Origin of the sequence: Shinella fusca, from assembly GCF_014203155.1 — a bacterium.
GTDB lineage: Bacteria > Pseudomonadota > Alphaproteobacteria > Rhizobiales > Rhizobiaceae > Shinella > Shinella fusca.
In genome coordinates this window covers 283,809-302,688 of record NZ_JACHIK010000005.1, presented here as the reverse complement: position 1 = coordinate 302,688, position 18,880 = coordinate 283,809, and the positions used below count along the sequence as shown (strand labels likewise).

The window sequence follows — 18,880 nt, the reverse complement described above, 5'->3', positions numbered from 1 at the left end:
ATTCAACGATCCGACCCTCGCCGCTGAGAGAGGGAGGCAACCCTCTCGCAGCGGTTCATATTCGCCCGTCCGGCGCAGAAAGTCATAAGACAAGCGATGAAAAACAGGACTTAATCATAATTTGCCGTCGCGACTACCTTGCCGATTGGCTTTTCGCCAAGAGTTGGCCACACTCGCCATGCGGCAAGTCGGCACCAAGGCTTGCCAGTCTGCTCTTCGCGATATAATGAGGACCCACATTAAATGGGGTTTCTGCAACAGTGGAGACGACGATGACCCGATCGGGCAGAGTGATGCTTGCGGCCTTGCTGCTTTCGGCCGCCGCCATGCCGGCCTTCGCCGACGGCGCGGCGCGGCCGGTGCGGATCGCGCCGGCGCATTTCGAGGAGCGCGAACAATCCGTCACCGTCACCGGCGAGGTGGCGGCGCGCGTGGAGACGGATCTCTCCTTCCGCGTCGGCGGACGCATCACCGCCTGGTTCGTCGATGTCGGCGATACGGTGAAGGAAGGCCAGGTCCTGGCCGAACTGGACCCGGAAGAACAGCATGCCGATGTCGAGGCGGCGGAGGCGGGCGTTCGCGCGGCCGAGGCGCAACTGAAGCTCGCCCGCACCAATTACGACCGGCAGAAATCCCTTCTCAACGACGGTATCAGCACCCAGCGCGACCTCGACGATGCCGAGACGGCGCTGCGCACGGCCGAGAGCGCGCGCGAAGCGGCCGTCGCCCAGCGCGACACGGCCCGGGAAGTGCTTTCCTATACGGAGTTGCGCGCACCGGCCGACGGCATCGTCACCGCCCGCCTCGCCGAGGCCGGCCAGGTGGCGCAGGCGGCGCAGACCATGTTCACCCTTGCCGACAACGGCCCGCGCGATGCCGTCTTCGACGTCTACGAATCGCTGTTCTTCGCCAATCCCTCCAAGGACGGCGTGGTGGTGACGCTGCTCAGCGACGACAAGGTCCGTACCACGGGCAATGTCCGCGAGGTCTCGCCAACCATCGATGCGGCGACCGGCACGGTGCGGGTGAAGATCGGCCTCGACCGGACGCCGCCGGAAATGACGCTCGGCGCCTCCGTGGTTGGCGTCGGCGCGCTCGCGCCGCGGCGCGTCGCGGTCGTGCCCTGGCAGGCGCTTTCCGGCATCGGTCGCAAGCCGGCGCTGTGGGTGGTCGACAAGGCGAGCGAGACGGTCAGCCTGCGCGCCGTGGACGTCCTCTCCTACGAGACGGGCTCGGCGCTGATTTCCGGCGGCATCGAGGAGGGTGAGATTTACGTTGCCGACGGCACGAAGCTGCTGCGCCCCGGCCAGAGGGTCGCGCCTGTCGGAGGAGACGTGCAATGAGGAAGCTTCCCGTTCTCCTGGCGAGCGCCGCGCTTGCCGCAAGCCTGCTTGCCGGCTGCAAGAAGGAGGAAGAGGCGGCGGCCCCGCCGCGGCCCGTCCTCTTCACCGTCGCCACGCAGACGGCGCTCGCCGGCACCCGCTTTGCCGGCACGGTGCAGGCCAAGGTGCAGGCCGCGCTCGGCTCGCGCGTTTCCGGCCGGCTCGTTTCGCGCACCGTCCATGTCGGCGACCTCGTGAAGAAGGGCGACGTGCTCGCCGTGCTCGATTCGACCGCCTATGAGCTTGCCGTGCGCTCCGCCCGGGCCGAGCTTTCCAGCGCCGAGGCGACGCTTGCAAGCGCCGTCGCCACCGAGGACCGGCAGAAGACGCTGCTCCAGTCGAACGCCGCGGCCAAGGCCGCCGTCGAGAGCGCCGAACAGTCGCGCGAGGCGGCCGATGCCGGCGTGACGCGGGCGCGCACGGCCCTGACCAAGGCGGAAGAGCAGCTTTCCTATACGCAGATCACCGCCGAATTCGACGGCGTGGTCGTGGCGACGGGCGCCGAGGTCGGGCAGACCGTTTCGCCCGGCGCCGCCATCGTCACCGTCGCCCGGCCGGACGAGCGGGACGCGGTGGTCGACATTCCCGAGACGGCTGAGGCCATCGGGCTCGGCAGCCGCTTCACGGTCTCCCTGCAGATCAACCCGGCCATCACGGTCAAGGGCACGGTGCGCGAGATCGCGCCTTCCGCCGACGCGGTGACGCGCACCCGGCGCGTCAAGATCGCGCTGGAGGACCCGCCGGATACCGTGCGGCTCGGCACGACGATCACCGCCGAGCTGGAAGGGCCGGCCCATACCGGCATTCTCGTGCCGGAAACGGCGGTGCTGGAAAAGGACGGCAAGCCGCATATCTGGCTCGTCGATGCCGGGAAGGGCGAGGTGCATCTCGTGCCCGTCGAGACGGGGGCCAGAAGCGGTTCCTTGGTGATGGTGGCGAGCGGCATCAAGGAGGGCGACCGCGTCGTCACCGCCGGCGTGCACAGCCTTGAGGAAGGCCAGAAAGTGAAGATGACGGACGAGGCAGGCCTATGAAGAAGTTCAACCTTTCCGACTGGGCGCTCGAGCATGCCTCGCTCGTCTGGTACTTCATGCTCGTCTTCGCGCTGCTCGGCTTCTTCACCTACCAGAATCTCGGCCGCGAGGAGGATCCGTCCTTCGTCATCAAGACGATGACGATCAGCGCCGCCTGGCCCGGCGCCTCCGTGGAGGAGACGACGCGGCAGGTGACCGAGCGCATCGAGCGCAAGCTGGAGGAGCTGGAATCCCTCGATTTCAGCCGCTCCGTGACGACGCCCGGCCAGACGCTGGTCTTCGTGAACCTGAAGCCGACGACCCGGGCGCGCGACGTGCCGGGCACGTGGCTGACCGTCCGCAACATGATCAACGACATCCGCGGGGAGTTCCCGTCCGGTGTCGTCGGCCCCGCCTTCAACGACCGCTTCGGCGACGTCTTCGGCAATATCTACGCCTTCACCGCCGACGGGCTGACGCCGCGCCAGCTCCGCGACTATGTCGAGGACGCCCGCACGCGCATCCTCACCGTGCCGAACATCGGCAAGGTGGACCTCATCGGCGCGCAGGACGAGGTGATCTATCTCGAATTCTCCACGCGCCAGCTCGCCGCGCTCGGCATTTCCACCCAGCAGGTGGTCTCCACGCTCCAGGCGCAGAACGCGATTGCTCCCTCCGGTGTCGTGCAGGGCGACGGCGAGCGCGTCAGCGTGCGCGTCGGCGGGCAGTTCGCCTCCGAGGCGAACCTTCGCGAGGTGAACCTGCGCGTCAACAACCGCTTCTTCCGCCTCTCCGACATCGCCACCATCACCCGCGGCTACGAGGACCCGCCGTCCGCGCTCTTCCGCTTCAACGGCGAGCCGGCCATCGGCCTTGCCATCGGCATGAAGCAGGGCTCGAATCTTCTCGAATTCGGCGCGGCGGTGGAAAAGAAAATCGCGCAGCTTTCCAACGAGCTGCCCGTCGGCGTCGACGTGCATCTCGTCTCCGACCAGCCGAAGGTGGTGGAGGAGGCTGTGTCCGGCTTCACCCGCGCGCTGTTCGAGGCGGTCGCCATCGTCCTCATCGTCTCCTTCGTCAGCCTCGGGCTTCGCGCCGGCCTCGTCGTCGCGCTCTCCATCCCGCTGACGCTCGGCATCACCTTCGTCTTCATGTATTACGACGACATCTCGTTGCAGCGCGTCTCACTCGGGGCGCTGATCATCGCGCTCGGCCTTCTCGTCGACGACGCCATGATCGCCGTGGAGATGATGGTGGCGCGGCTGGAGGCGGGCGATACGCTGCGCAAGGCTGCGACCTATGTCTACACCTCCACCGCCTTCCCCATGCTCACCGGCACGCTGGTGACGGTGGCGGGCTTCATCCCCATCGGCCTCAACAACAGTGCGGCCGGCGAATTCACCTTCAGCCTCTTCGTCGTCATCGCCATCTCGCTCGTCGTCTCCTGGGTCGTCGCGGTCGTCTTCACGCCGCTGCTCGGCGTGACGATCCTGCCGAAGTCGATGAAGAAGCATCATGAGGAGAAGGGTCGTTTCGCCCGCCTCTTCGAGCGCATTCTCGACGTCTGCATGCGCTGGAAGTGGACGACCATCGCCGCCACCGTCCTCGTCTTCTTCGTCTCGGTCTTCGGCATGCGCTTCGTCCAGGAGCAGTTCTTCCCGTCCTCCGACCGGCCGGAGCTCGTCATCGACTGGGCGCTGCCGCAGAACGCCTCGATTGCCGAGACCAACGCGCAGATCGCCAGGCTGGAAGAGGAGAAGCTGAAGGGCAATCCGGATATCGAGCGCTGGTCGTCCTATGTCGGGGAGGGTGCGGTGCGCTTCCTCCTGTCCTTCGACGTGCAGCCGCCGTCGCCGGCCTTCGGCCAGACGGTCATCGTCAGCAAGGACCTCGAGGCGCGCGACCGGCTGCGCGCCGACCTCCAGGCCTATCTGCGGCAAACCTTCCCGGGCACCGATGCGCTGGTGAAGCTGCTCGACATCGGCCCGCCCGTCGGCCGGCCCATCCAGTACCGCGTCAGCGGCCCGGATATCCAGGAAGTGCGCCAGCAGGCGCTCGCCTTCGGCGAACTCATCGGCAGGAACGACCGCCTCGGCGACATCGTCTACGACTGGAACGAGCCGGCGCGGGTGGTGAAGGTCGACGTCCTGCAGGACAAGGCCCGCCAACTCGGCGTCACCTCGCAGGACATCTCCTCGGCGCTCAACGGCGTCGTCGGCGGCACGACGGTCACCCAGATCCGCGACGACGTCTACCTGATCGACGTCATCGGCCGGGCACGGGCGAGCGAGCGGCAGTCCATCGAGACGCTGCGCCAGCTCCAGCTCCCGACGGCGAACGGCACCTCCGTTCCGCTCGCCGCCGTCGCCAACTTCCGCTACGAGATGGAGCAGCCGGTCGTCTGGCGCCGTTCGCGCCAGCCCACCATCACCGTCAAGGCGAGCATTGCCGGCGGCGTGCAGCCGGCGACGATCGTTTCGCAGATGGACAACGACGTCAGCGCCTTCCGTGAAGCGATGCCGGCCGGCTACGACGTCACGGTCGGCGGCACGGTGGAGGAAAGCGCCAACAGCCAGGCGCCCATCGTCGCCGTCGTGCCGCTGATGCTCTTTGCCATGGCGACCATCCTCATGCTGCAGCTCCAGAGCTTCTCGCGGCTCTTCCTCGTCTTCGCCGTGGCTCCGCTCGCCCTCATCGGCGTGGTGATCGCGCTTCTTGGCAGCGGGGCGCCGCTCGGCTTCGTGGCGATCCTCGGGGTGCTCGCGCTCATCGGCATCCTCATCCGCAACTCCGTCATCCTCGTGGTGCAGATCGAGGACCTGAGGCGCGAGGGCATGCATGCCTGGGATGCCGTGCACGAGGCGACGCAGCACCGCATGCGCCCGATCATGCTGACGGCGGCGGCCGCGAGCCTCGCGCTCATCCCCATCTCGCGCGAGGTGTTCTGGGGACCCATGGCCTACGCCATGATGGGCGGCATCATCGTCGGCACGGTGCTGACGCTGCTCTTCCTGCCCGCGCTCTACGTCGCCTGGTTCCGCATCAAGCCGGAGGACAAGGACGGGGAGCCGGAGGCCGAGGCGGTGGAGGCGACGCCGGCAGCATAGGGGCAGCCTTACAGAGCGCGCCCTCTGCCTGCTCCCTGACGCCCCGCCTCTCCATCGTCATGCTCGGGCTTGACCCGAGCATCCACGCGGCACCCACTGCGGACGAGGTATGGATCCTCGGGTCAAGCCCGAGGATGACGTCGGAGAGTGGGGAAGAGGGAGGAGAGGCAGGAGGGAGACGGGAAGAGGGAGGGGAACGGCGGAAGAGAAGGGGGAAGTGTCACCTCCCCGTCCGCGCATTCCACCCTGCGCCTGCGGCGATGAAATTGGGATTGGCGAAGTCGGCGTCGTGAGGCTGGTTGCGCTTGCCGTAGGCAAGGGGTGCGCCGTCGAGCGTCGATGTTCGCCCGCCGGCCGCGCGCAGCACGGCGTCACCCGCGGCCGTATCCCACTCCATGGTGCGGCTGAAGCGGGGGTAGACGTCGGCGAGGCCTTCGGCGACGAGGCAGAATTTCAGCGACGAGCCGATGGCGGTGCAGGCGCCGATGCCGTTGTCGTCGAGGAAGCGCGCCGTCTCGGGCGTATCGTGCGAGCGGCTGGCGACGGCCGTCGGCGCCGGGCCGCAGCCGCGACAGCCGATTGCGCGGCGCTCGCCGATGGCGAAATCCTCCGTCATCGAAAAACGCTCGGCGCGTTTCCCTACCGCCACGAAGCCGCTCCCGAGCGCAGGCGCAAGGACGATGCCGGCGACCGGCGCGCGGTCGCGGATGAGCGCGATGTTGACGGTGAACTCGCCGCGGCCGGCGATGAATTCCTTCGTCCCGTCGAGCGGATCGACGAGGAAGAACAGTCCGCCGGAGATATCGGGAACATGCCCGGCGGCAACCGCCTCTTCGGCGACGACGGGAATATCCGGGAAGTGCGCCGCAAGCGCGGCGAGGATCAGCCGCTCGGCCTCCTCGTCGGCCTCCGTCACCGGGGAACTGTCCGGCTTGACCTGCACCTCGGGCCCGGTGCTGTGCACGGCCATGATGGCGCGGGCGGCGGCGAGCGCCGCCGTCTCCATCACGTCTTTCAGCGCTGTGAGGTCCGTCTGCATGATCGCATGGCTTAGACGCGGCGCGGGGGGAAAGCAAATGCCATGACGTCGCTCCGCAAGGACGATGTGGAAAGAGTCGCCCCTGCGGCGCTGCGCGGACTTGCCGTTTGTGCTGCATATGCGAATGTGGGCCGACTGATCCGGGATTTCGCATGCGCTACTCCGCCCTTTCCATCTTCAAGCAGGCCCTTGCCGGCAACCTCGGCTGGAAACCCGTCTGGCGGGAACCCGAGCCGAAGCCGCATTACGACGTGATCATCGTCGGCGGTGGCGGGCACGGGCTTGCCACGGCCTATTACCTCGCCCGCGAATTCGGCATCCGCAACGTGGCGGTGGTGGAGAAGGGCTATCTCGGCTCCGGCAATGTCGGGCGCAACACGACCATCGTGCGCTCGAACTACATGCTGCCCGGCAACGAGCCGTTCTACGAATTCTCGCTGAAGCTCTGGGAAGGGCTGGAGCGGGAACTGAACTACAATGTCATGCTCTCGCAGCGCGGCATCATCAGCCTCTACCACAACGACAGCCAGCGCGATCATTATACGCGGCGCGGCAACGCGATGATGATGGAGGGCGTGGCGGCCGAGCAGCTCGACCGCGAGACGCTGAAGAGGATGCTGCCCTTCCTCAATTTCGACCATGCGCGCTTTCCCATCGTCGGCGGCCTTTTGCAGCGGCGGGCCGGCACGGCGCGGCACGACGCGGTTGCCTGGGGCTTTGCGCGCGGGGCGGACCGGCTCGGCGTCGACCTCATCCAGAACTGCGAGGTCACCGGCATCCGCCGGGAGAACGGCCTCGTGACCGGCGTCGAGACGACGAAGGGCTTCATCGGCTGCAACAGGCTGGCGCTCGCCGCCGCCGGCAACACCTCGCGCGTCGGCACGATGGCCGGGCTGAAGCTGCCGCTGGAAAGCCACGTCCTGCAGGCCTTCGTCACCGAGGGGCTGAAACCCTGCATCGACCATGTCATCACCTACGGCGCGGGGCACTTCTACATTTCCCAGTCGGACAAGGGCGGCCTCGTCTTCGGCGCGGAGATCGACGGCTATTCCTCCTATGCCCAGCGCGGCAACCTTGCGACCGCCGAGCATGTCATGGAGGAGGGGGTGACGATGATCCCGGGCCTTTCGCGCGTGCGCGTGCTGCGAAGCTGGGGCGGCGTCATGGACATGTCGATGGACGGTTCGCCCATCATCGACCGTACGTCCATCGAGAACCTCTACCTCAATTGCGGCTGGTGCTACGGCGGCTTCAAGGCGACGCCCGCCTCCGGCTTCTGCTTTGCCCATCTCATCGCCCGGGGCGAGAGTCATCATGTGGCCCGCGCGCTGAGGCTCGACCGCTTCGAGCGCGGTTTTCCCATCGACGAGGCGGGTGCGGGCACCCAGCCGAACCTGCATTGAGCTCAGCCATGGCCAGCCTGATTACCTGTCCACATTGCGGAACGCGTCCCAAGGAAGAATTCTCCATCCGCGGCGACGCCACGCCCGTCCGCCCCGCGCCGATGGCGCCCGACGAGGCGTGGAACGACTACGCGCATGTGCGCGCCAATCCGCGCGGGCGCATCCGCGAGCACTGGCAGCATGTGAGCGGCTGCCGGCGCTGGCTCGTCGTGGAGCGCGACAACTTCACCCATGAGGTCTTCGCGGTCACCGATGCCACTGAAAGCCGGGGAGGCGCGCGATGACCGCCTATCGCCTTGCCTCCGGCGGCCTTATCGACCGCAGCCACACGCTGGGCTTTTCCTTCGACGGCGCGAGCCTTTCCGGCCATCCCGGCGACACGCTTGCCTCGGCGCTGCTTGCCAGCGACCGGCTGCTCGTCGGCCGCTCCTTCAAGTACCATCGCCCGCGCGGCATCGTGACGGCCGGCCCGTCCGAGCCGAATGCGCTCGTCACCGTCGGCACCGGCGCGCGGCGCGACCCGAACACCCGCGCGACGGTCGCCGAGCTTTACGACGGGCTCGCCGCCGTGAGCCAGAACCGCTGGCCGAGCCTCGCCTTCGATCTCGGCGCGGTCAACGACAGGCTTGCACGCTTCCTGTCGGCGGGCTTCTACTACAAGACCTTCATGTGGCCCTCGGCCTTCTGGGAGAAGGTCTACGAGCCGCTGATCCGCCGCGCCGCCGGGCTTGGCCGCACGGCGCTTTCGCCCGATCCGGACGCGTACGAGAAGAGCTGGGCGCATTGCGACCTCCTCGTCGTCGGCTCCGGGCCGACGGGCCTTGCCGCGGCGCTGGTCGCAGCGCGCTCGGGCCTGCGCGTCATCCTCGCCGAGCAGGATTTCCTCCTTGGCGGCGCGCTGCTTTCGGAAACGATGCGGCTCGACGGCGAGGCGCCCGTCGTCTTCGCCCGCCGGGCGGTCGAGGAATTGCACGGCCACCCGAACGTCACGCTCCTGCCGCGCACCACCGTCTTCGGCTGGTACGACGACAATATCTTCGGCGCGGTCGAGCGCGTGCAGAAGCACAGCGCGGCGGTGGACCCCGCCCGCCCGGTCGAGCGCGTCTGGCGCATCGCGGCGAAGCGGGCGATCCTCGCCACCGGCGCGGAGGAACGGCCGCTGGTCTTCGGCGGCAACGACCGGCCGGGCGTGATGACGGCGGATGCCGTGGCGACCTATGCCAACCGCTACGGCGTCGCCGCCGGCAAATCGGTCGCCATCTTCACCAACGGCTCTTCCGGCTACCGCACGGCGCGCGACCTTGCCGCACAGGGCGTCGGCATCGCCGCGCTCATCGACAGCCGCCGGGAAGCGGCGGATGCCGCGCCCGAGGGCGTGCGGCTCATCCGCGGCGGCTCGGTCGTCGACACGAAGGGGCGGCAGCGCATCCGCGCGCTGGTGGCCGATCGCGGCGGCTTCGAGGAGCTGATCGCCTGCGACGCGCTCGCCATGTCGGGCGGCTGGAGCCCGGTCATCCACCTTGCCTGCCAGCGCGGCGGCAGGCCGGTCTGGTCGGAGGCCTTGCAGGCCTTCCTCGCGCCGGATGTTTCCGGCCTCGTGACGGCGGGCGCCGCGGCCGGGCTCTACCGCCTCGCCGAATGCCTGGAGGACGGTGCGCGCAAGGCCGCCGCCGTCGTTGAGGCGCTGGGGCGGACGGCAGCGGGGTTCGAGCGTCCCGTCGTTGGCGAGGAGACCGATCCGTCCTTCACCGCGCTCTGGCATGTGCCGGGTGCGAAATCCAAGGCCTTCGTCGATTTCCAGAACGACGTGCATACCCGGGATCTCGGCCTTGCCGTGCGCGAGGGCTTCGGCCATGTCGAGCACGCCAAGCGCTACACGACGAGCGGCATGGCGACCGACCAGGGCAAGCTCGGCAATATCAACGCCGTCGGCATTCTCGCCGCCATGCGCGGGGTGAGCCCCGCCGAGGTCGGCACCACGACCTTCCGGCCGTTCTATACGCCCGTCTCCTTCGGTGCGCTTGCCGGCACCTCCGTCGGCGAGCATGCCATGCCGGTGCGCCGCTCGCCGCTGCACGGCTGGGCGGCCCGCAACGGCGCGGCCTTCATCGATGCCGGGCTCTGGTATCGCTCCGCCTGGTTCCCGAAAGCGGGCGAGAAGACCTGGCGCGAAAGCGTCGACCGCGAGGTGCGCACCGTGCGCGAGCATGCCGGGCTCTGCGACGTCTCGACCCTCGGCAAGATCGAGGTCTTCGGTCCGGATGCGGCCGAGTTCCTCAACCGGCTCTATTGCAATCCGCTTCTCAAGCTGCCCGTCGGCAAGGCGCGCTACGGCCTGATGCTGCGCGAGGACGGCATGGTCTACGACGACGGCACGGTGAGCCGGCTCGGCGAAGAGCATTTCCTTCTCACCACGACGACGGGCATGGCGGCCGGCACGCTCGCGCACATGGAATTCGCCGCGCAGGTGCTCTGGCCGGAGCTCGGCGTGCGCTTCCTTTCCGTCTCCGACCAATGGGCGCAGATGTCGCTTGCCGGGCCGAAGGCGCGCGCCATCCTGCAAGCCTTGGTCGAGGACGATCTTTCCGACGCGGCCTTCCCCTTCCTTGCCGCCCGCGAGGTGCGCCTGAAAGGCAACCTCAAGGCCCGGCTCTTCCGCATCTCCTTCTCCGGCGAGCTTGCCTACGAGCTTGCGGTGCCGGCGGGCTTCGGCGAGGCGGTGGCGGATGCGATCATGCGGGCGGGCGCGCCGCACGGCATCTGCGCCTATGGCCTGGAGGCGCTGAACGTGCTGCGCATCGAGAAGGGCCATGTGACCCATGCCGAATTCGACGGCCGCGTGACGCCGGACGACGCCGGCCTCGGCCGCATGATGGCGACCGGCAAGCCGGATTTCATCGGCAAGCGGCTTTCCACCCGCTTCGGCCTGACGGCGGCCGACCGGGCGCAGCTCGTCGGCCTGAAAGCCGTGGAGGCGGACAAGGACATGCGTGCGGGCGCGCACCTCCTGAAGGACGGGGCGAAGCCCTCGACGCTGAACGACCAGGGCTGGGTGAGCTCCGCCTGCTTCTCCCCGACGCTCGGCGGGCATATCGCGCTCGCCTTCCTGAAATCCGGGCGCGAGCGCTACGGCGAGAAGATCGTCGTCTGGGACAAGTTGCGCGGCGTCGAGACGGCGGCGGAAGTCTGCGATCCGGTCTTCGTCGATCCGGAAAACCGCAAGCTGATGGCGTGAGGTGAGGGCGATGGCTTACGACTACCAGACGGTCCATGCGCTGGAAGGCACGATCGGGGCGGTTTCCGAGCGGCGGGCGAACCACCTTTCCGTCCACCGTGCGAGCGCGATCGCATCCGTGCTCGCCGCGCCGGGTCGCGCGGCCGAGGCGGCGGGGATCCTCGTTGCGAGCGGCGAATTCGAGGCGCGTTTCGTCGCGCCCGGCGAATGGCTGGTCCTTTCCGACGTGCATGCGCCGGAAACGCTCGGCGCCGAGCTTTCCGTCCGGCTCGGCGATTTCGCCTTCGTGGTCGACCAGAGCCATGGCCGCGTCGCGCTGACGCTCGCCGGCCCGGATGCCGCCCGCATCCTTGCGAACGGTATCGGCGCCGACCTGCATATCGATGCCTTCCCGGTCGGCCGGGCCGCGAACGTGCTCTGCAACCACCTGTCGGTGAACCTTGCCCGCACCGGCGGGGATCGGTTCGGCATCGTCGTCACGCGCAGCTTTGCCGGCGCGCTGGTGGACGATCTCAAGGTCATGGCGCGCAGCCACGAGCTGTCGGTGGACTTCGACACGCGCTGACAAAATCGCCGGAGCGACATGGCGCTTCGCACGGCGGGCTTGCCGGGTATCCGGAGGACGAAATAGGCTGCAACCGTTTGCAGCAGCCCTTTTCCTCAACCCGCCGAGCGCCGGAGTTTTTCATGAAGAGCCATGCAAGGGTCGTCGTCATCGGGGGCGGCGTGGTCGGCTGCTCCGTCCTCTACCATCTCACGAAATTCGGCTGGACCGACGCGGTGCTCGTCGAGCGCTCGGAGCTCACCTCCGGTTCAACCTGGCATGCGGCCGGCGGCATGCACACGATCAACGGCGACCCGAACGTCGCCAAGCTGCAGAAATACACGGTCGAGCTCTACAAGGAGATCCAGGACTATTCCGGCCAGGACATCGGCCTGCACATGACAGCCGGCATGATGCTGGCGGCGACGAAGGAGCGCTTCGACTGGATGAAGTCGATCCTTGCCAAGGGGCGCTACATGGGCCTTGAAGCCCATCTCCTCAGCCCGAAGGAAGCGCACGACCTGATGCCGCTGCTCGATCCCGACCAGTTCGTCGGCGCGGTGTTCGACCCGGTCGAAGGCCATCTCGATCCCTACGGCACCACGCATGCCTATGCGAAATCGGCGAAGAGGAACGGCGCGGAGATCTACCTGCACACCAGGGTGGAAGACCTTGTGCAGCGCGCGGACGGGAGCTGGCGCGTCATCACCGACAAGGGCGAGATCGTCGCCGAGCACGTCGTCAACTGCGGCGGGCTCTGGGCGCGCGAGATCGGCCGCATGGTGGGGCTGGAGCTGCCGGTGCTCGCCATGGAGCACATGTACCTCATCACCGAGGACATGCCGGAGGTGATCGAGTTCAACCGCACGCGCGGCAAGGAGCTGATGCACTGCGTCGACTTCGACGGGGAGATCTATCTGCGGCAGGAGCGCAACGGCATGCTGATGGGCACCTACGAGAAGGCCTGCCGCCCGTGGTCGCCGCTGACGACGCCGTGGAGCTTCGGCCACGAGCTGCTGGAAGAGGACATCGAGCGCATCACGCCCGAGCTGGAGGTCGGCTTCCGCCACTTCCCGGCCTTCAACAGGGCCGGCATCAAAAAGGTCATCAACGGCCCCTTCACCTTCTCGCCGGACGGCAACCCGCTCGTCGGGCCGGTGCGCGGCATGACGAACTTCTGGTCGGCCTGCGCGGTGATGGCGGGCTTCAGCCAGGGCGGCGGCGTCGGCCTTGCGCTCGCCAACTGGATGATCCACGGCGATCCCGGCTTCGATGTCTTCGCCATGGACGTCTGCCGCTACGGCGACTACGCCACGCTCGCCTATACCAATGCGAAAGTGCGCGAGAACTATTCGCGCCGCTTCTCGATCCGCTATCCGAACGAGGAGCTGCCGGCCGCCCGGCCGCTGCTGACGACGCCGATCTACGACCGGCTGAAGGCGGCGGGCGCCGTGTTCGGTGCCTCCTACGGCCTCGAACAGGCGCTGTGGTTCGCGCCCGAGGGCGTTGCGGATAGCTTCTCCTGGCGCCGCTCGACGGATTTCGAGACGGTCGGCGCGGAGGCGAAGGCCGTGCGCGCGGGCGTCGGGCTGATGGAGACCTCGGGCTTTGCCAAATATGCGGTGAAGGGCAGCGGGGCGGAAGCCTTCCTCGACCGGCTGCTCGCCTGCCGCATCCCGGCGACCGGCCGCATGACGCTGGCGCCGATGCTGAAGGAGGACGGCAAGCTCATCGGCGACTTCACGCTCGCCAAGCTCGGGGAGGGGGATTTCCTCCTCGTCGGCTCGGGCATTGCCGAGGACTACCACATGCGCTGGTTCGAACGGCACCTTCCGGCGGACGGCTCGGTGTCGCTCGAAGCCCTCGGCCTCTCGCTCGTCGGCCTCGCCGTCGCCGGGCCGCGGGCGCGGGAGGTGCTGCAAAAGCTGACGCACCGGGACCTTTCGGCGGACGCCTTTCCCTTCATGGCGGTCGGGAAGATGGACCTCGGCATGGCGCCCGCCATCGTCGGGCGCGTCAGCTATACCGGCGACCTCGGTTACGAGATCTGGATGAAGCCGGAATACCAGCGCTACCTCTACGACCGCCTCCTCGAAGCCGGCGCCGATTTCGGCATCCGCCTCTTCGGCCTCCGGGCGCTGAATGCCCTGCGCCTCGAAAAATCCTACGGAAGCTGGGCGCGCGAATACCGCCCGCTCTACGGGCCGCTGGAGGCGGGGCTGGACCGCTTCGTGGCGACGGGCAAGGCGGCCGATTTCATCGGCAAGTCGGCGGCGAAGGCCGAGCGGGAAAGCGGCGGCGCGATGCGGCTGCTCACCTTCATCGTGGACGCGGAGGATGCCGACGTCATCGGCGACGAGCCGATCTACCTCGACGGCGCGGTGTGCGGCTGGGTGACGTCGGGCGGCTTTGCCCATGCCGCGGGCGTTTCCGTGGCGATCGGCTACGTGCCGAAGGAGATCGCCGACGTTAAGGCCGGGTGGTCGATCGAGCTGCTCGGGAAGATGCTGCCGGCCCGCCTTCAGGCCGAACCGCTCTTCGATCCTTCGGGTGTCAGGATGCGCGGCTGACTCGCCATCCGGGGCGGAAACGGTGTCCCAAAACGGCACATCGCGTCTGCCCGCCGGCATGCGTATTTTTGGGCAAACGGGCGTTTTTGCTGCCGATTTTTTGGTTTCTGCGGCGTTAAATGCGCCATTTAACCTTTCCTGACAAAGAAATTGTCGATCCGGGCATTTTGGGCTTCCCTTTTGCCTCGAAAGCGGTATGAAATCCGCATCGTCTAACAAGCTCAAAAATGAGCGGGCAAGAACAAGAGATGCGGCCCTCAGGGAACCGCATCCGGGGGATTACATATGGAGTATTTCGTCCAGCAGCTCGTCAACGGGCTGACGCTTGGTTCGATTTATGGTCTGATAGCCATCGGCTACACCATGGTTTACGGCATCATCGGCATGATCAACTTCGCCCATGGCGATATTTTCATGCTCGGCGGATTCGCCGCTCTCATCACCTTCCTGATCCTGACCAGCGTGTTCGTCGGCCTTCCGGTCGTCCTCCTGCTGCTGGTCATGATCATCGCGGCCATGCTGACGGCATCGCTGTGGAACTGGACCATCGAGAAGATGGCCTACCGGCCGCTGCGCGGCTCGTTCCGCCTCGCGCCGCTGATCACCGCCATCGGCATGTCGATCACGCTGTCCAACTTCATCCAGGTGACGCAGGGGCCGCGCAACAAGCCGATCCCGCCGATGGTCTCCTCGGTCTACAACGTCTTCGGCATCGCGATCTCGCTCAAGCAGATCATCATCATGGTGCTGACGGTCGTGCTGCTTGCCATCTTCTGGTACGTGGTCAACAAGACCGCGCTCGGCCGCGCCCAGCGCGCCACCGAACAGGACCGCAAGATGGCCGCCCTGCTCGGCATCGACGTCGACCGGACGATCTCCGTGACCTTCATCATGGGCGCCTCGCTCGCTGCCGTCGCCGGCACCATGTACCTGATGTACTACGGCGTGACCGTCTTCACCGACGGCTTCATCCCGGGCGTCAAGGCCTTCACGGCCGCGGTCCTGGGCGGTATCGGCTCGCTTCCGGGCGCCGTTCTCGGCGGCATGCTCATCGGCCTCATCGAGAGCCTGTGGTCCGCCTATTTCACCATCGACTACAAGGACGTCGCGACGTTCTCCATCCTCGCCATCGTCCTGATCTTCAAGCCGTCCGGTATTCTCGGACGACCGGAAGTCGAGAAGGTTTGATCCATGTCCAACATTTCGAATACACATGAGAGCGCCGGCGGGAACCTGACGGCGCGGGCTCTGCGCGAGGGCGTGTTCGCCGGTCTCGTCTCCCTCGGCCTCTTCGTCCTTTTCGTCGGCCTCGAGACCACGCAGAACATCCGCAACGAACTGGTGCTGAACCAGCGCTGGGGCCTGCTTGCGATCTTCGTCGCCGTTGCCGCCGTCGGCCGCTTCCTGATGGTCGCCTATATCCGCCCCCGGCTCGAGGCCCGCAAGGCTTCCGCCTCGGCAAAGCCGGTGACGGAGGAGCAGGAAGGCTTCTTCAGGCGCAACTTCAGCAAGATCGCCATCGCGTTCCTGCTGGTTTACCCGTTTATCGCCGTCGCGATCTTCGGCGTGCAGGGCTCGCTGAAATGGGTCGACAACTTCGGCATCCAGATCCTCATCTACGTGATGCTCGCCTGGGGCCTCAACATCGTGGTCGGCCTTGCCGGCCTGCTTGACCTCGGCTACGTCGCCTTCTACGCGGTCGGCGCCTATTCCTACGCGCTGCTCTCGCAGCAGTTCGGCCTGTCCTTCTGGGCGCTCCTGCCGCTCGCCGGCATCCTCGCCGCCTTCTGGGGCATCATCCTCGGCTTCCCGGTGCTGCGCCTCAAGGGCGACTACCTCGCCATCGTGACGCTCGCCTTCGGTGAGATCATCCGCCTCGTCCTCATCAACTGGACGGACGTGACGCGGGGCACCTTCGGCGTCTCGGGCATTCCGAAGGCCTCCGTCTTCGGCATCTGGTCCTTCGACGTCGGCGCGCCGAACTACTTCGCCAAGGCCTTCGGCCTGCCGATGTCCTCGGCCTATTACAAGATCTTCCTCTTCTATCTCATCCTGGCGCTGGCGCTGCTCACCGCCTATGTGACGATCCGCCTGCGCCGCATGCCGATCGGCCGCGCCTGGGAAGCGCTGCGCGAAGACGAGATCGCCTGCCGCTCGCTCGGCATCAACACGGTGACGACCAAGCTGACGGCCTTTGCCACCGGCGCCATGTTCGGCGGCTTCGCCGGCTCCTTCTTCGCCGTGCGCCAGGGCTTCGTCTCCCCGGAGAGCTTCGTGTTCCTGGAATCGGCGATCATCCTGTCCATCGTGGTCCTCGGCGGCATGGGCTCGCTCGTCGGCATCGCGATCGCCGCGGTGGTCATGGTCGGCGGCACGGAGCTGCTGCGCGAAATGACCTTCCTGAAGGCCATCTTCGGGCCGGACTTCACCCCGGAACTCTACCGCATGCTGATCTTCGGTCTCGCCATGGTCGTCGTCATGGTCTGGAAACCGCGCGGCTTCGTCGGAAGCCGCGAGCCGACCGCCTTCCTCAAGGAACGCAAGGCCGTCTCCAGCAGCTTCACCACGGAAGGGCACGGCTGATGGCGCCCGGGACGAATACGATGACGAACGATCCAATCCTCAAAGTCGAGCATCTGTCGATGCGCTTCGGCGGCCTGATGGCCATCAACGACTTCTCCTTCGAAGCCCAGCGCGGCGAGATCACGGCGCTCATCGGCCCGAACGGCGCCGGCAAGACCACGGTCTTCAACTGCGTGACCGGCTTCTACAAGCCGACCATGGGCATGATCATCATGCGCCAGAAGGGCGGCCGCGAGTTCCTGCTGGAGCGCATGGCCGACTTCGAGATCACCCGCGATGCCAAGGTGGCGCGTACCTTCCAGAACATCCGCCTGTTCTCGGGCCTGACGGTTCTGGAAAACCTGCTCGTCGCCCAGCACAACATGCTGATGAAGGCCTCCGGCTACACGTTCCTCGGCCTGCTCGGTTTTCCGGCCTACAAGAAGGCCTCGGCCGAATCCATCGAGATCGCCAAGTACTGGCTGGAGAAGGCAAACCTCATCGAGCGCGCCGACGACCCGGCGGGCGACCTGCCCTACGGCGCGCAGCGGCGCCTGGAAATCGCCCGCGCCATGTGCACGGGGCCGGAATTCCTGTGCCTCGACGAGCCGGCAGCCGGCCTCAACCCGCGCGAGTCGCTGGCGCTCAACGAGCTCCTGCGCTCCATCCGCAAGGACAGCGGCACGTCGATCCTGCTCATCGAGCACGACATGTCGGTCGTCATGGAAATCTCCGACCACGTCGTCGTGCTCGAATACGGGCAGAAGATCTCCGACGGCACGCCGGAGCATGTGAAGAACGATCCGAAGGTTATCGCGGCCTATCTCGGTGTCGAAGATGATGAGGTCGAAGAGGTGATCGAGGAAATCGAAGAGATCGAAGAGACGCAGGGAGGGACGCACTGATGAGTGATGCGCTTCTCAGCGTCAGTGCCGTGGAAACCTACTACGGCAACATCCGCGCGCTCGCCGGTGTCAATGTCGAGGTCAACAAGGGCGAGATCGTCTCGCTGATCGGCGCGAACGGCGCCGGCAAGTCGACCCTCATGATGACCATCTGCGGCAGCCCGCAGGCCCGCTCCGGCACGATCACCTTCGACGGCGAGGACATCACGCGCCTGCCGACGCACATGATCGCGCGCCGGCGCATCGCCCAGTCGCCGGAAGGGCGCCGCATCTTCCCGCGCATGACGGTGTACGAGAACCTCCAGATGGGGGCGAGCCTCGACAACCTGAAGTATTTCGACGAGGACGTGGAGAAGATCTTCACGCTCTTCCCGCGCCTGAAAGAACGCCAGAGCCAGCGCGGCGGCACGCTGTCGGGTGGCGAGCAGCAGATGCTCTCCATCGGCCGCGCGCTGATGGCGCGCCCGAAGCTCCTGCTTCTCGACGAGCCGTCGCTCGGCCTCGCGCCGCTGATCGTCAAGGGCATCTTCGACGCGATCAAGGTGCTGAACGAGGAGCAGGGCCTGACCGTGTTCCTCGTCGAGCAGAACGCCTTCGCCGCCCTGAAACTCTCCCACCGGGCCTATGTGATGGTCAACGGGCAGGTGACGATGAGCGGTTCGGGCAAGGAGCTTCTGGCCAATCCGGAAGTGCGCGCGGCCTATCTCGAAGGCGGCAGGCACTGAGGCGGGTCTAGGGGAGAAAAGACATGCAGGGAATTCTCTACGAAGAACCGTCCATCTGGCAGTTCCTCTTCATCACCATCATCATGGGCGGCTGGACCGCCTGGCGCACGGGCAAGAGCGTGGCGGAGAACTGGCAGAACTACGGGACGCTGGTCGTCTACGTGCTGCTGCTCGGCGTCGCCATCCGCTTCATCCACCACGCGCTCTTCGCCGGCACGATGCTGACGGTGCAATACTATGCCGTGGACACGCTCGTGCTTTTGTTGTTTGCTACGCTCGGCTTCCGCTACTACCGCACGCGGCAGATGACCAACATCTACTACTGGCTCTATGAAAAGGCCTCGCCTTTTTCCTGGAAGTCCAAATAACCAGAGGGAACCCCGTGGCCGGTTCCG

Annotated in this window: 14 protein-coding genes; 13 read left to right on the top strand and 1 reads right to left on the bottom strand. The window is 66.7% G+C overall.

What is annotated here, in order from left to right; all coding sequences use genetic code 11:
* The first annotated feature begins 272 nt into the window (after positions 1-272).
* Genes HNQ66_RS10475 through HNQ66_RS10465 form a run of 3 tightly spaced genes read left to right on the top strand, consistent with a single transcriptional unit; the run spans position 273 to position 5,502 of the window.
* Positions 273-1,343, top strand: a complete 1,071-nt coding sequence (locus HNQ66_RS10475; protein WP_184143845.1) for an efflux RND transporter periplasmic adaptor subunit — start codon at positions 273-275, stop codon at positions 1,341-1,343.
* Positions 1,340-2,416 (top strand): efflux RND transporter periplasmic adaptor subunit, encoded by a 1,077-nt coding sequence (locus tag HNQ66_RS10470; RefSeq protein ID WP_184143844.1) that lies wholly within the window; start codon positions 1,340-1,342, stop codon positions 2,414-2,416. The genes HNQ66_RS10475 and HNQ66_RS10470 overlap by 4 nt, the downstream gene beginning before the upstream one ends.
* Positions 2,413-5,502: an efflux RND transporter permease subunit gene (locus HNQ66_RS10465; RefSeq protein WP_184143843.1), complete on the top strand. Its 3,090-nt coding sequence runs from the start codon at positions 2,413-2,415 to the stop codon at positions 5,500-5,502. The genes HNQ66_RS10470 and HNQ66_RS10465 overlap by 4 nt, the downstream gene beginning before the upstream one ends.
* A gap of 220 nt (positions 5,503-5,722) precedes the next feature.
* On the opposite strand, the gene cysQ is transcribed toward HNQ66_RS10465, so the two are convergent.
* Entirely contained in the window at positions 5,723-6,520 is a 798-nt protein-coding gene (cysQ, locus tag HNQ66_RS10460; protein ID WP_380778694.1) for a 3'(2'),5'-bisphosphate nucleotidase CysQ, read from the bottom strand.
* Positions 6,521-6,693: 173 nt separating this feature from the next.
* Here cysQ and HNQ66_RS10455 point away from each other — a divergent pair, with 173 nt between their 5' ends.
* From HNQ66_RS10455 to HNQ66_RS10410, 10 genes are all read left to right on the top strand, one after another.
* Positions 6,694-7,944, top strand: coding sequence for a sarcosine oxidase subunit beta family protein (locus tag HNQ66_RS10455; protein WP_184143841.1), 1,251 nt, complete (start codon positions 6,694-6,696; stop codon positions 7,942-7,944).
* Between the two features lie 8 nt (positions 7,945-7,952).
* Positions 7,953-8,228, top strand: a complete 276-nt coding sequence (locus tag HNQ66_RS10450) for a sarcosine oxidase subunit delta (protein WP_184143839.1) — start codon at positions 7,953-7,955, stop codon at positions 8,226-8,228.
* The gene (locus HNQ66_RS10445) at positions 8,225-11,179 is read left to right on the top strand and encodes a sarcosine oxidase subunit alpha family protein (RefSeq protein ID WP_184143838.1); all 2,955 of its coding nucleotides are present in this window, start codon (positions 8,225-8,227) and stop codon (positions 11,177-11,179) included. The genes HNQ66_RS10450 and HNQ66_RS10445 overlap by 4 nt, the downstream gene beginning before the upstream one ends.
* Positions 11,180-11,189: 10 nt before the next feature.
* Positions 11,190-11,744, top strand: a complete 555-nt coding sequence (locus HNQ66_RS10440) for a sarcosine oxidase subunit gamma (protein ID WP_184143836.1) — start codon at positions 11,190-11,192, stop codon at positions 11,742-11,744.
* Positions 11,745-11,866: 122 nt separating this feature from the next.
* Positions 11,867-14,293, top strand: a complete 2,427-nt coding sequence (locus HNQ66_RS10435) for a GcvT family protein (RefSeq protein WP_184143834.1) — start codon at positions 11,867-11,869, stop codon at positions 14,291-14,293.
* Positions 14,294-14,578: 285 nt separating this feature from the next.
* Positions 14,579-15,481, top strand: coding sequence for a branched-chain amino acid ABC transporter permease (locus HNQ66_RS10430; protein WP_184143832.1), 903 nt, complete (start codon positions 14,579-14,581; stop codon positions 15,479-15,481).
* Positions 15,482-15,484: 3 nt separating this feature from the next.
* A complete protein-coding gene (gene livM, locus HNQ66_RS10425) occupies positions 15,485-16,876 on the top strand; it encodes a high-affinity branched-chain amino acid ABC transporter permease LivM (protein ID WP_184143829.1) in 1,392 nt (463 codons plus the stop codon).
* Complete coding sequence (locus HNQ66_RS10420) at positions 16,876-17,760, top strand: ABC transporter ATP-binding protein (protein ID WP_184143827.1); 885 nt, start codon at positions 16,876-16,878, stop codon at positions 17,758-17,760. Before livM ends, HNQ66_RS10420 begins: the two co-directional genes overlap by 1 nt.
* Entirely contained in the window at positions 17,760-18,485 is a 726-nt protein-coding gene (locus tag HNQ66_RS10415; protein WP_184143825.1) for an ABC transporter ATP-binding protein, read from the top strand. The genes HNQ66_RS10420 and HNQ66_RS10415 overlap by 1 nt, the downstream gene beginning before the upstream one ends.
* 23 nt (positions 18,486-18,508) lie before the next feature.
* Positions 18,509-18,853, top strand: coding sequence for a DUF6867 family protein (locus tag HNQ66_RS10410; protein ID WP_184143823.1), 345 nt, complete (start codon positions 18,509-18,511; stop codon positions 18,851-18,853).
* Positions 18,854-18,880 lie beyond the last annotated feature (27 nt).

What these genes read in the sequence shown, in the direction of transcription:
- HNQ66_RS10475 (WP_184143845.1), top strand. Translation starts at nt 273, where the DNA reads ATGACCCGATCGGGCAGAGTGATGCTTGCGGCCTTGCTGCTTTCGGCC.
- HNQ66_RS10470 (WP_184143844.1), top strand. Translation starts at nt 1,340, where the DNA reads ATGAGGAAGCTTCCCGTTCTCCTGGCGAGCGCCGCGCTTGCCGCAAGC.
- HNQ66_RS10465 (WP_184143843.1), top strand. Translation starts at nt 2,413, where the DNA reads ATGAAGAAGTTCAACCTTTCCGACTGGGCGCTCGAGCATGCCTCGCTC.
- HNQ66_RS10455 (WP_184143841.1), top strand. Translation starts at nt 6,694, where the DNA reads ATGCGCTACTCCGCCCTTTCCATCTTCAAGCAGGCCCTTGCCGGCAAC.
- HNQ66_RS10450 (WP_184143839.1), top strand. Translation starts at nt 7,953, where the DNA reads ATGGCCAGCCTGATTACCTGTCCACATTGCGGAACGCGTCCCAAGGAA.
- HNQ66_RS10445 (WP_184143838.1), top strand. Translation starts at nt 8,225, where the DNA reads ATGACCGCCTATCGCCTTGCCTCCGGCGGCCTTATCGACCGCAGCCAC.
- HNQ66_RS10440 (WP_184143836.1), top strand. Translation starts at nt 11,190, where the DNA reads ATGGCTTACGACTACCAGACGGTCCATGCGCTGGAAGGCACGATCGGG.
- HNQ66_RS10435 (WP_184143834.1), top strand. Translation starts at nt 11,867, where the DNA reads ATGAAGAGCCATGCAAGGGTCGTCGTCATCGGGGGCGGCGTGGTCGGC.
- HNQ66_RS10430 (WP_184143832.1), top strand. Translation starts at nt 14,579, where the DNA reads ATGGAGTATTTCGTCCAGCAGCTCGTCAACGGGCTGACGCTTGGTTCG.
- livM (WP_184143829.1), top strand. Translation starts at nt 15,485, where the DNA reads ATGTCCAACATTTCGAATACACATGAGAGCGCCGGCGGGAACCTGACG.
- HNQ66_RS10420 (WP_184143827.1), top strand. Translation starts at nt 16,876, where the DNA reads ATGGCGCCCGGGACGAATACGATGACGAACGATCCAATCCTCAAAGTC.
- HNQ66_RS10415 (WP_184143825.1), top strand. Translation starts at nt 17,760, where the DNA reads ATGAGTGATGCGCTTCTCAGCGTCAGTGCCGTGGAAACCTACTACGGC.
- HNQ66_RS10410 (WP_184143823.1), top strand. Translation starts at nt 18,509, where the DNA reads ATGCAGGGAATTCTCTACGAAGAACCGTCCATCTGGCAGTTCCTCTTC.